The organism is Achromobacter anxifer (genome assembly GCF_903652925.1).
GTDB lineage: Bacteria > Pseudomonadota > Gammaproteobacteria > Burkholderiales > Burkholderiaceae_B > Achromobacter > Achromobacter anxifer.
Genome location: NZ_CAHLAR010000019.1, coordinates 63,297 through 75,119, shown reverse-complemented (window position 1 = coordinate 75,119; position 11,823 = coordinate 63,297). Strand labels below are relative to the sequence as shown.

Here is an 11,823-nt window from a genome sequence, read left to right as displayed (position 1 = left end):
CGCCCCGGCCGCCGAAACACGCGCGGCGGCGCGGCAGGCGCCGCTAGCGCTGGACGGCCGGTCGCTCAGCACGGCCGACGTGGTCGCGGTGGCGCGCGGCGGACAGCCCGTGGCGCCCACCGAAGCCGCATGGCAGCGCGCGGCCCGCTCCCATGAGCTGTTGCTGGAGTACGGCCGCCTGGGACAGCTCGTCTATGGCCTGAACCGCGGCGTGGGCCAGAACAAGGACCAGACCATCTTCTCGGGCGACACGCTGTCGGACGAGGCCCGGGCGCTGTCGGCGGCCTTCAACCACCGCATGCTGCTGTCGCACACCGTGGCCTATGGCGAACCGGCGACGGCCGACACGGTGCGCGCCGCCATGTTGATACGGCTGAACACGGCGCTGGCCGGCGGCACCGGCATGAGCCCGGCCCTGGTCCGCCAGTACGCCGACTTTCTCAACCAGGGCCTGACCCCGGTCGTGCTGGGGCAAGGCTCGGTGGGACAGGCCGACATCACCATCCTGCCGCAGATCGGCCTGGCCATGATGGGCGAAGGCATGGTCGAAACAGGCGGCAAGACCCTGCCCGCCGCCGAGGCCATGCGCCAGGCAGGCCTGGCGCCGGTCCAGCCTTACGCCAAGGACTCCCTGTCGCTGCTGAGCTCCAATGCCTACGGCGCGGCGCTGGCCATCCTGGCCGCCCACGACGTCAGCCGGCTGCTGGACCGTGCCGACGAGGTCGCCGCCCTGTCGCTCGAAGGCCTGAACGGCAACATCGCGCCGCTCCTGCCCGCCACCCAGGCGCAGCGCCCCTATCCGGCCCAGCAGCAGGTGGCCCGCCGCATCCTCGGCCTGCTGGAGGGCAGCGCGCTGTGGCAAACGGACGAGCAGCGGCCGCTGCAGGATCCCCTGAGCTTTCGCACGGTCAGCCAGGTCCATGGCGCGGCCCGCGAAGCGTTGCGCCAGCTGGACGCGCAGCTGCTGGTGCAGATCAACAGTTCCGACGACAACCCGACCGTGGCCCTGGACGTGTCGCCGCCGGCCGGCGCCACGCCGCAGGAAACACGCTACTACGTGACCCAGGGCAAGCTGCGCGGCGCCGTGCTGCCCAGCGCCGGCTTCGATCCCACGGCCTGGGTCGTGCCGCTGCAAGCGGTGGGCGTGGCGCTGTCGCAGGTAGCCCAGTCCTCCGCGCAACGCGTGCTGCGCATGGGCGATCCCGCCTTCACCAAGCTGCCGCGCTTCCTGTCGCCCAACGACACGACGCTGGCCTACACCACCATCCAGAAGCCCGTGTCGCTATTGGCCACGGAGATCCGCGCGCTGTCGCATCCGGTGTCGTCCGACGCGCTGGCGGTGGCCGGGAACATCGAGGACGTGGCTACCAACGGCCCGTTGGCCGCCCAGCGCGTCAGCCAGCAAACCAAGCGGCTGCGCACCTTGCTGGGCATAGAACTGATCCACGCCGCGCAGGCGGTGGACCTGCGGACCCGCGCCGACGCGCAGCGTCCCGTAGGCAAGGGAACGCGCGCGGTGCTGGCGGCGTTCCGCCAGGAAGTGCCGTTTCTCGCGCAAGACAGGAGGCTGGCCGACGACATCGCACGCGCCGACCGGTTTCTGGACAGGGAGCGCGGCGGCGCGCAATAGGCGCGGCGCCTCAGCTGATCCGCAACAAGGGGAAGAACCATGAACAAGTATCTCGCGCTGTGCCTGAGCAGTACCCTGCTGGCCGCCACGCTGTCCGCGCCGGTTTCCGCCGCCGACGGCAAATATCCGGCCCGGCCCGTCACCATCGTCGTGCCGTTCGGCGCCGGCGGCATTGCCGATGCGCTGCCCCGCATCGTCGGCCAGGAACTCAACGGCAAATGGGGCGTGCCGGTCATCATCGAAAACAAGGTCGGCGCGTCCGGCAATATCGGCATGGATTACGTCGCCCGCGCCAATCCGGACGGCTATACGCTGGCCTTGGCGCCGGCGGGCAACCTGACCGTCAACCCGCTGCTCTATACCAAGCTGCCGTTCAACACGGCCAAGGATTTCGCGCCCGTGACCATGCTGGCCACCTCGCCCAATGTGCTGGTGGTCAACGACCGCGTGCCGGTCAAGACCTTCACCGAGCTGGTGGCCTATGCCAAGCAGCATCCCGACAAGCTCAACTATTCCTCGCCCGGCCCCGGCAGCGGCGCCCACCTGGCCGGCGAACTGCTCAACCAATCCGCCGGCATCGTCACGCGCCACATCCCTTACAACGCCATGGCTGCCGCCGTCAACGACGTGGTGGCGGGCAATGTCGACATGATGTTCGCCGGCGTGTCCACCGTGCTGCCGCACATCCAGTCCGGCAAGCTGCGCGCGCTGGCCGTGGCCGGCCCGCAGCGCCTGCCGCAGTTGCAGGACGTGCCCACGGTGGCCGAAAGCGGCTACCCGGGCTTCGACGTGACCTCCTGGTACGGCATCGTCGCTCCGGCCAAGGTGCCGCCCGCGATTCTCGATCAGTTGCAGGCCGACATCGCCGCCGTGCTGCAGAAGGAATCCGTGCGCCAGAAGTACGCCGGCCTGGGCGTGGAGCCCGCCGGCGCCAGCCGCGCCGACTTCACCCGCGCGATCCAGGAAGAAACCGACAAATGGGCCGCCATCGTCAAGAAGGCCGGCATCCAGCCTATCCAGTAACCGAGGAGACATCATGCAATCCATAGACATCACCTACCTGAACGGCCCGGACGTGCGCGCGCTTGCCCTGACCGACGCCGAAATCCTGGCCGCCGTGCAAAGCGCGCTGGACGCGCAGGGGCGCGGCAAGACCGTCATCGAGCCGCGGATGCACCTGGTGCCCGAGTCTTCCGCCAAGGGACACTTCAACGTGCTGCGCGGCTACATCGAGCCGCTGCACGTGGCGGGGGTGAAGGTGGTCAGCGATTTCGTCGACAACTACAAGGTCGACCTGCCTTCCGAAATGGCCCTGCTCAACCTGTTCGATCCGGTCAACGGCAAGCCGCTGGCCGTGGTCGACGCCACCGCCATCACCGACATGCGCACCGGCGCGGTGACGGCGCTGGGCGCCAAGTACCTGGCGCGCAAGAACAGCAAGGTGCTGGGCCACATCGGTTCGCGCGGCACCTCGTACTGGAACGTGCGCCTGCTGGACAGCCTGTACGACTTCGACGAGATCCGCGTGCATTCGCGCCGCCCCGAAAGCCAGCAGGCCTTCGGCGAACGCCTGTCGCGCGACCTGGGCAAGCCGGTGAAGGTCGTCAACGACTGGGAATCCTGCGTGCGCGGCGCCGACATCGTGGTGGAGGCCTCGCGCCTGCCCGAACCCACGCCGCTGCTCAAGACGGAATGGATCAAGCCGGGCGCCCTGGTCATCCCCTATGGCACCATGAGCGCGGTGGAACTGAGCCTGACCGACATCATGAGCAAGGTGGTGGTCGACGACTGGGGCCAATGCCGCAAGGGCCTGCCCTACGGCGCCTTGCGCGCGCACGTCGACAGCGACCGCATCACCCAGGAGAACCTGCACGCCGAGCTGGGCCAGATCGTGGCCGGCCTGAAGCCGGGGCGCGAACGCGACGACGAGACCATCCTGTTCTGGCATCGCGGCCTGTCCACCACCGACATCGCGCTGGGCCACGCCATGCTGGAGAAGGCCCGCAAGATGGGCCTGGGCCAGACCCTCAAGTTCGCCTAGGCGGGGCGCCATGGATCTCATCACCTCGACGCGCATGTACGACGTGGCGCCCGCCGCGCGCGACGCCTGGCATGCCTTGCTGCAGGCCGCCCACGCCCGCGCCGGATTGCGTGTGCGCTTCATCGAGCATGGCTGGCCCACGCCCATAGGCGAACTATGGGACCGGCCCGGCCTGTGCGGCGCCTTCATGTGCGGCTGGCCTTACGTCGCCGCGCTGCGGGCGGGCCGGGCGTTTCGCGCCATCGCCTCGGTGGCGCCGGACTGGCCCGCCTACGAGGGCCTGCCGCGCTACCGCAGCGAATTCCTGGTGCGCGCCGACTGCGGCTGGCAATCGCTGGCCGAGGCCGCCGGCAGCCGCTATGGCTGGATGGTGCGCGACTCGCAATCGGGCTGGAACGCGCCGCGCGCGGCGCTGGCCAGGATGGCGCCGGCCGGCGGCGCCCTGTTCGCTGCGTCCAAGGGACCTTATGGCAACCCGCGGGGCCTGCTGCGCGCCCTGGCCGACGGCGAAATCGACCTGACGGCGGCCGACGGCTGGTACCTGGACCTGCTGCGCGTGCACGACCCGGCCGCGCTGGCCGGCTTGCGCACGCTGGCGTACACGCCCTGGACGCCGAATCCGCTACTGGTAGCCGGGCCCGACGTGGATCCGGCCGCCGCCCAGGCCCTGGCGGACGCGCTGCTGACCATGCACGAAGACCCGTCGCACGCGCCGCTGCTGCGCGCGGCACATGTAGCGCGCTTCACCCGCCCGGACCCGGACTCCTACACCGTCCTGGAGGACATGGCCCAAGCCGCTGCGGCGGCCGGCTATCCCGAGATACGCTGAATGCGGGGGCTGTCCGCCCTTCCCGCCAGGACAGCCCCGCCCGCGCCGCCGGCCCGGCTTTAAAGAATTATTAAAACCCCGTGCCGACAATGCGTTCCTGCAAGGACGGGCTGCGCGCCCGTCCGCGCCAAGCACAGCAAGCAATGATGGCGCTGATCCATCCGGACCGCGCGCGGGAGATGCATATATGAAACGCCTGCATGGCATGGAATTGTTCGCCGAAGTGGCGAAGGCGCACAGCTTCAGCCGGGCCGCCGCGGCGCTCGGCATGCCCACGTCCACGGTGTCGCGCCACGTGGCGGAACTGGAGCGCGCGGTCGGCCTGCGCCTGCTCAGCCGCAACACCCGGCGGGTGGAATTGACCGACGCCGGCCGGCTGTACTTCGAACGCTGCCTGCGCATCGTGGCCGAGGCCGAAATCGCGCACGAGGAACTGCGCGACCAGCTGGAAGTGCCCAGCGGCCCGCTGCGGGTCCAGCTGCCGGCGGCCTACGCGCTGGATGCCCTGATTCCCGCCCTGGTGGCCTTCGGCAGCCGCTACCCGGAAATCCGCCTGCAGATGAGTGTGGCCGGCCCCGAGTACGCCGAGCACCCGCCGGAGATCGGCGATGTCTCCATCCGCCTGGGCGAACTGCCCGATTCCTCGCTGGTGGCCCGCCGCCTGGGCGCGGTCCACGCCAGCCTGTACGCCTCGCCCGCCTATCTGGCCGCCCGCGGCACGCCCATGAGCCCGGCCGAGCTGCAACGCCACGACTGCATCGGCCTGCGCACCGGCGCCGGCCAGCCCGCGCCCTGGCCGCTGCAACGCGGCCGCGACCAGTTGCTGGTGCCGGTCGAACACCGCTACGGCGCCAACGACGCCTGCATGGCCAGGCAGCTCGCCGTGCTGGGCGCCGGCATCGCGGCCCTGGGCGGCGACGAAAGCGGACGGGTGCGCTCGGGCGAGCTGGCGCGCGTGCTGCCCGCCTGGAGCCTGGGGCCGATCGAGGTCCACGCGGTGACCGAAACCCGGCTGCTGCCGGCCAAGACCCGCTGTCTCATCGACTTCCTGGGCGACTATCTGGACAACCCCGGACTGTTCCTGGAACCGGAGCTGCCGGTCCGCCGCGCCGCCTAGCGCTCGGCGTCACAATATTGCATCCCGCGTCGATGCGGCCCCCTTTTTATGGGCGGGCCGCCCTTCCGACCCATCCCGACTCCCTGGCGCCGCCGTCCACCGTGTAAACTCCCCCCTTTTTGACTCTGGTGGTATGTTGCAAGCCCCACAGCGCACAGGTTTAAGCGGCCCGACGCTCATTCGCTTGCTGACTCGCCTGACGGATGTCGATGTCCCGCAATCCAGGCAATCGCTCTCGGACCATCTGAGCCAGTGGCTCGGCTGGACGGACGCGATCGCGCTGTCCGCGGCGTTGAACACCAGTCCGCCGGTGATCGCTCCCGGCGCGCGCATGTTCAGCAGCGCCGAGGAACGCGAATGCGCCCGCGTGCGGACCACGCTGGCCGACGCCATCGCCAGCGACACCGCGGCCACGGCCGCCAAGCGGCCGACTCCGGGACAGGCGCCGGCGCCCGCCAGCGCAAAGAAGCTGGCGGCGCTGGCCGAGGCCGAGGCCGACTATGCGAATTTTCGCCAGCGTTATCTGTCGTTGCAGCACACGATGGAAACCGCCGTGGGCAATCTGCGCAGCCGCCTGCGCGGCATGGTCGCGGCCAGGAATGGCGAAATGACCCGACTTGCCGTGGTCGACGCCATCATGGACCGCGCCCTGCTGCCCAAGGAACGCGCGCTGTTCGGCGCGATTCCGAAGCTGCTCCAGGGGCATTTCAACCGTCTGCGCGAGGCCGAGGCTGCGGCGCTGGCCGAAGCGGCTGCGTTGGCTGAAGCTGCTGCATTGGCCGAGGCCGGCGCGCAAGCCGAGACTGCCGCAACGGCTGAAGCCGAAGCCTGCGCAGAGGCCGGGGCCGACACCACGGCCGAAAGCGCAGGCAATGCCGTGGGCAGGCCCGGCGCCGCGCCCGCTCCAGCGCAAGCATCGGTCACGCCAGGCGCATGGCTGGACACGTTCCGCAAGGACATGCGCAGCGTCCTGCTTGCCGAATTGGATGTTCGTTTACAACCGGTCGAAGGGCTGCTTGCCACCCTTCGCGCCAGCTAACCGGGACACTATGTCCAAATATCTGACTAATTTCGTGGTTTTCCTGGCCGGTCTGGCCGTCGTGGGCTGGATCGGCATGGGCTATGCGGGCAACAACCCGCTGGCGCTGGCCGTGACCCTGCTGATAGGCGTCTGCTACCTGGCGGGCGCGCTTGAATTGCTGCGCTACCAGCAGGCCACCAGCGCGCTGAAGCGCGCCTTGTCGGCCCTGTCTGAAGCGCCCGGCAACCTGGCCACCTGGCTGGACCAGTTGCCCCAGGGCCTGCGCAACGCCGCGCGCCTGCGCATCGAGGGCGAGCGCGCCGGCCTGCCCGGACCGGCGCTGACGCCGTACCTGGTCGGCCTGCTGGTGCTGCTGGGCATGCTGGGCACCTTCCTGGGCATGGTGGTGACGCTGCGCGGCACCGGCCTGGCGCTCGAAAGCGCCACCGACCTGGCCGCCATCCGCGCCTCGCTGGCCGCGCCGGTCAAGGGCCTGGGCTTTGCCTTCGGCACCTCCATCGCCGGCGTGGCAAGCTCCGCCATGCTGGGCCTGCTGGCCGCGCTGTGCCGCCGCGAGCGCGTCCGCGCCGCGCAATTGCTGGACAGCAAGGCCGCGACCACGCTGCGCGTGTACTCGCAGGGCTACCAGCGCGAGGAATCCTTCAAGCTGCTGCAGCGCCAGGCCGAAGTCATGCAACGCCAGGCCGAGGCCATGCCCACCCTGGTCGACAAGCTGCAAGCCATGATGAGCGACATGGCGCGCCAGAACCAGGCCCTGAGCGACCGCCACATGGCCAGCCAGGACGCCTTCCAGGGCAAGGCCGAAGCCGCCTATTCCCGCCTCGCGACGGTCATGGAACAGTCCATGAAGGAAAGCGTGTCGCAAAGCGCGCGCTCCGCCGGCGCCGCCCTGCAACCGGTGGTGGAAGCGACGATGGCCAGCCTGTCGCGCGAAACCGCCACGCTCCAGGACACCGTGACTCAGGCCGTGCAGCGCCAGCTGGAAGGCCTGACCTCCGGCTTCCAGGCCACCACCAGCAATGTCGCCGGCATCTGGAACCAGGCCCTGGCCGGACAGCAGCGCGCCAGCGAAGCCCTGTCCCAGGACCTGCGCGCCTCGCTGGACCACTTCGCCCAGACCTTCGAGCAGCGCTCGGCCGCGCTGCTGGACAGCGTGTCCTCGCGCCTGGAGGAGTCGTCGGGCAGCATGTCGCAAGCCTGGACCCAGGCGCTGTCGCGCCAGGAGCAGGCCAGCGAAAAACTGGCTGGCGACAATCTGCAGGCCCTGACGGCCGCCGCGGCCAGCTTCGAACAGCATTCGGCCTCGCTGCTGCGCACCCTGAATCAATCGCACACCGTCCTGCAAACCGAACTGGCGTCGCGCGACCAGCAACGCCTGGCGGCCTGGACCGAGACCCTGGGCGCCATGGGCGCCACGCTGCGCCAGGAATGGGAACAATCGGGCGCGCAGGCCGCCGAACGCCAGGAAGCCATCAGCGCCACCCTGGCCCAGACCGTGCGCGACATCACCGCCCAGGCCGAAGTGCAGGCCAAGCTGCTGGAAGGCGTGTCGGCCCGCATGGAAGCGGCCGCCAGCGGCGTCTCGCAGCAATGGACCGACGCTCTCGCCCGCCAGGAACAGACCGGCGCCAAGCTGGCCGACGACAATCGCCAGGCCCTGGCCGCCGCGGCCGCCACGTTTGAACAGCATTCCGCCGCTCTGCTGCAGACGCTGGACCAGTCGCATACGCAACTGCAGGCCGCGCTGGCTTCGCGCGACCAGGAACGCCTGGCCGCCTGGACCGGCACGCTGACCGCCATGGCCGCCACGCTGAGCCAGGAATGGCAGCAGGCCGGCGCCGACACCGTGGCCCGCCAGCAGGCGGCCAGCGACACGCTGGCCCAGACCGCGCGCGACATCGCCGCCCAGACCCAGGCCCAGGCCGGCCTGCTGGAAAGCGTCTCGGCCCGCCTGGAAACGGCGGCCACCGGCGTCACGCAGGCCTGGACCGAGGCGCAGGCGCGCCAGGAGCAGGCCAACGCCAAGCTCGCCGGCGACAACCAGCAGGCGCTGGAAACCGCCGCAGCCGCCTTCGAACAACATTCCGCCGCCCTGCTGCAGACGCTGGAGCAATCGCATGCCGGCTTGCAGCAAGCGCTGGCCTCGCGCGACCAGGAACGCCTGGCCGCCTGGACCGGCACGCTGACCGCCATGGCCGCCAAGCTCGGCCAGGAATGGGAACAGGCCGGCACGCAGGCCGCCCTGCGCCAGCTGGAAGTCAACGACACGCTGGCCCAGACCGCGCGCGACCTTACCGCCCAGACCCAGGCCCAGGCGGGGCTGCTGGAAAACGTGTCGGCCCGCCTGGAAACGGCGGCCACGGGCGTCACCCAGGCCTGGACCGAGGCGCAGGCGCGCCAGGAGCAGGCCAACGCCAAGCTCGCCGGCGACAACCAGCAGGCGCTGGAAGCCGCCGCAACCGCCTTCGAACAACATTCCGCCGCCCTGCTGCAAACGCTGGAGCGATCGCATGCCGGCTTGCAGCAAGCGCTGGCCTCGCGCGACCAGGAACGCCTGGCCGCCTGGACCGGCACGCTGACCGCCATGGCCGCCAAGCTCGGCCAGGAATGGGAACAGGCCGGCACGCAGGCCGCCCTGCGCCAGCTGGAAGTCAACGACACGCTGGCCCAGACCGCGCGCGACCTGACCGCCCAGACCCAGGCCCAGGCGGGGCTGCTGGAAAACGTGTCGGCCCGCCTGGAAACGGCGGCCACGGGCGTTACCCAGGCCTGGACCAAGGCGCAGGCGCGCCAGGAACAAGCCAACGCCAAGCTCGCCGGCGACAACCAGCAGGCGCTGGAAACCGCCGCCGCGGCCTTCGAACAGCATGCCACCGCCCTGCTGCAAACGCTGGAACTGTCGCAGACGGCGCTGCAGGATGCGCTGGCGTCCAAGGACGAAGCGCGCCTGGAAGCCTGGGCCGGCAAGCTCGGCGCCATCGCCGACTCGCTGCGCGTCGAGTGGGAACAGACCAGCAACTACACCGCCAACCAGCAGCAGCAGATCTGCGACACGCTGGCCATCACCGCGCAGGACATCAGCGCGCAGACCCAGGCTTCCGCCCACGACACCATCGCCGAGATCGGCCGCCTGGTGCAGGCCGCGTCCGAGGCGCCGCGCGCCGCCGCCGAGGTCATCGGCGAACTGCGCCAGAAGCTCTCCGACAGCATGGAGCGCGACAACGACATGCTGGAAGAACGCAACCGCCTGCTGGAAACCCTGGGCACCTTGCTGGACGCCGTGAACCACACCGCCGCCGAACAGCGCACGGCCGTGGACGCGCTGGTGTCCTCGTCGGCCGAACTGCTGGACCGCGTCGGCACGCAGTTCACCGAGCAGGCCCAGTCCGAGACCGCCAAGCTGGCCGAGGTGGCCGCGCAGGTCGCCAGCGGCGCGGTCGAAGTGGCCAGTCTGGGCGAGTCCTTCGGCGCCGCCGTGCAGCTCTTCGGCGAATCCAACGACAAGCTGGTGGCGCATCTGCAGCGCATCGAAGCGGCGCTGGACAAGTCCATCGCGCGCGGCGACGAACAGCTCGCCTACTACGTGGCGCAGGCCCGTGAGGTGGTGGACCTGAGCATGGTGTCGCAGAAGCAGATCATCGAAAACCTGCAGCAGCTGGCCATCCAGCGCGCGACGGCCGGAGCGGAAGCGGCATGAGCGAGGACATCGACGGCGGCGTGGAGCCGACGGTCCCGGCCTGGGCCGTCTTCGGCGACCTGATGTCGGTGCTGCTGGGCGCCTTCGTCCTGATCCTGGTCAGCGTGGTCGCCGTGCAGTTGCAGCTGTCGACCCAGCTGGAGGAAGAGGTCAAGCAGCGCCAGGCCGAAACCCAGCGCCGCGAGACGCTGGAACAGGCGCTGGCGGGCCCCCTGGCCGCCGGCCGCGTGACCTTGATCGACGGCCGCATCGGCATCAGCGGCAGCGTGCTGTTCGCGCTGAACTCGGACCAGTTGCAGCCCGAGGGCCGCGAGGTCCTGAAGAGCCTGATCGAGCCGCTGTCGGCCTATCTGAAGTCGCACAACGAAATCCTGATGGTCAGCGGCTATACCGACGACCAGCAGGTGCGCGAAGGCAACCGGCGCTTCGCCGACAACTGGGATCTGTCGGCGCAACGCGCCCTGACCGTGACGCGCGCCCTGATCGACGAAGGCGTGCCCTCTTCCGCCGTGTTCGCCGCGGCCTTCGGTTCCGAGCAGCCGGTGGCCTCGAACGCCGACGAGGACGGCCGCGCCAAGAACCGCCGGGTCGAAATCGCGCCCATCCCCAAACCCTCCAGCGATGCCGGAACCGCGCATGGCCAGTGATGGAACCCGCGGCGACATCATCGACGCCAGGGCCATGCTGGACGCCTGGCGCGAGGCCGGCGCCGACCGCCTGGCGCCAGTCCGCTTCCAGTTCATGGACGCGCTGGAACGGCGCGCCGCCGCCCATGGCGGCGAGGTTCGCAAGCGGCTGGACGGCAGGTTGGCGGGGCTGATCCAGGCTTACGAGGCCGAGCTGAGCGGCGAGGCGGAAGTGGCTTCCGAAGCGGCGGTCGAAGTGACTTCCAACGCGGCTGTCGAAACGTCTTGCCAAGCGGCTGTCGAGTTGACCGTCGAGGCGGCTGCCGAAGCAGCTGCCAATGCCGCCAATGAAGACTCCCGCGCCGCTACGCCCGCCGCCTCCGGCCCCGGTCCGCTGGCGGCGCTGACCGCCTACATGGCCGATCCCGGCCCCGACGCGCGCGGCGCCGCGGACCTGCGCGCCTCCTACCCCGAGCTGGAAGTGCTGGAATACTTCCGCGGCGTCTGGTCCCGCGTCAGCGCCGACCGCCAGGTGCGGCAGTCGCAGGAACAGGTCCACAAGAACGCCGGCCCGCTCAACTCGAACCAGCTGGTGCACCGCGCGCTGTCGCTGATGCGCGAAGTGTCGCCGGGCTATCTGCAGCAGTTCCTGTCCTACACCGACGCGCTGATGTGGCTGGAACAGGTCAACATCGCCACCGCGCCCCCGCCCAAGGAGGCTGCGCCCCGCGCCGGCGCCAAGAAGACGGCGCGCGGCAAGGGACGCTGAGGCCTCGGATTTGCGCCCGCCCGCCCATCGGCGGTAAGATACGTTCCATATACAAACCATATATGGATCACT

Annotated in this window: 9 protein-coding genes; all 9 read left to right on the top strand. The window is 70.0% G+C overall.

The genetic code is table 11. The features are described from left to right. Positions 1-1,630: HAL/PAL/TAL family ammonia-lyase (locus HWY37_RS33235; protein ID WP_246302474.1), on the top strand; the 1,630-nt coding region annotated here is incomplete at its 5' end. Positions 1,631-1,669: 39 nt separating this feature from the next. Then, positions 1,670-2,653 (top strand): Bug family tripartite tricarboxylate transporter substrate binding protein, encoded by a 984-nt coding sequence (locus HWY37_RS33230; RefSeq protein ID WP_176090797.1) that lies wholly within the window; start codon positions 1,670-1,672, stop codon positions 2,651-2,653. A 13-nt stretch (positions 2,654-2,666) separates the two neighbouring features. Beyond that, a complete protein-coding gene (locus tag HWY37_RS33225; RefSeq protein ID WP_175211707.1) occupies positions 2,667-3,671 on the top strand; it encodes an ornithine cyclodeaminase family protein in 1,005 nt (334 codons plus the stop codon). Between the two features lie 10 nt (positions 3,672-3,681). Next, positions 3,682-4,500: a phosphate/phosphite/phosphonate ABC transporter substrate-binding protein gene (locus tag HWY37_RS33220; RefSeq protein ID WP_176090796.1), complete on the top strand. Its 819-nt coding sequence runs from the start codon at positions 3,682-3,684 to the stop codon at positions 4,498-4,500. 187 nt (positions 4,501-4,687) lie between these two features. After that, positions 4,688-5,617 (top strand): LysR family transcriptional regulator, encoded by a 930-nt coding sequence (locus tag HWY37_RS33215; RefSeq protein ID WP_176090795.1) that lies wholly within the window; start codon positions 4,688-4,690, stop codon positions 5,615-5,617. A 133-nt stretch (positions 5,618-5,750) separates the two neighbouring features. Then, positions 5,751-6,656 carry a DUF3348 domain-containing protein gene (locus tag HWY37_RS33210; RefSeq protein WP_176090794.1) on the top strand — a complete coding sequence of 302 codons (906 nt, stop codon included), beginning with the start codon at positions 5,751-5,753 and terminating at the stop codon, positions 6,654-6,656. A 10-nt stretch (positions 6,657-6,666) separates the two neighbouring features. Further along, positions 6,667-10,356, top strand: a complete 3,690-nt coding sequence (locus HWY37_RS33205; RefSeq protein WP_176090793.1) for a DUF802 domain-containing protein — start codon at positions 6,667-6,669, stop codon at positions 10,354-10,356. Then, positions 10,353-11,003: an OmpA family protein gene (locus HWY37_RS33200; protein ID WP_176090792.1), complete on the top strand. Its 651-nt coding sequence runs from the start codon at positions 10,353-10,355 to the stop codon at positions 11,001-11,003. The genes HWY37_RS33205 and HWY37_RS33200 overlap by 4 nt, the downstream gene beginning before the upstream one ends. Beyond that, a complete protein-coding gene (locus HWY37_RS33195) occupies positions 10,993-11,751 on the top strand; it encodes a DUF2894 domain-containing protein (protein ID WP_175211811.1) in 759 nt (252 codons plus the stop codon). Before HWY37_RS33200 ends, HWY37_RS33195 begins: the two co-directional genes overlap by 11 nt. Positions 11,752-11,823 lie beyond the last annotated feature (72 nt).

Bases quoted from the DNA above. Each gene is read 5' to 3' on its own strand.
- HWY37_RS33210 (WP_176090794.1), top strand. From the start codon at position 5,751: ATGTTGCAAGCCCCACAGCGCACAGGTTTAAGCGGCCCGACGCTCATT.
- HWY37_RS33220 (WP_176090796.1), top strand. From the start codon at position 3,682: ATGGATCTCATCACCTCGACGCGCATGTACGACGTGGCGCCCGCCGCG.
- HWY37_RS33230 (WP_176090797.1), top strand. From the start codon at position 1,670: ATGAACAAGTATCTCGCGCTGTGCCTGAGCAGTACCCTGCTGGCCGCC.
- HWY37_RS33225 (WP_175211707.1), top strand. From the start codon at position 2,667: ATGCAATCCATAGACATCACCTACCTGAACGGCCCGGACGTGCGCGCG.
- HWY37_RS33200 (WP_176090792.1), top strand. From the start codon at position 10,353: ATGAGCGAGGACATCGACGGCGGCGTGGAGCCGACGGTCCCGGCCTGG.
- HWY37_RS33195 (WP_175211811.1), top strand. From the start codon at position 10,993: ATGGCCAGTGATGGAACCCGCGGCGACATCATCGACGCCAGGGCCATG.
- HWY37_RS33215 (WP_176090795.1), top strand. From the start codon at position 4,688: ATGAAACGCCTGCATGGCATGGAATTGTTCGCCGAAGTGGCGAAGGCG.
- HWY37_RS33205 (WP_176090793.1), top strand. From the start codon at position 6,667: ATGTCCAAATATCTGACTAATTTCGTGGTTTTCCTGGCCGGTCTGGCC.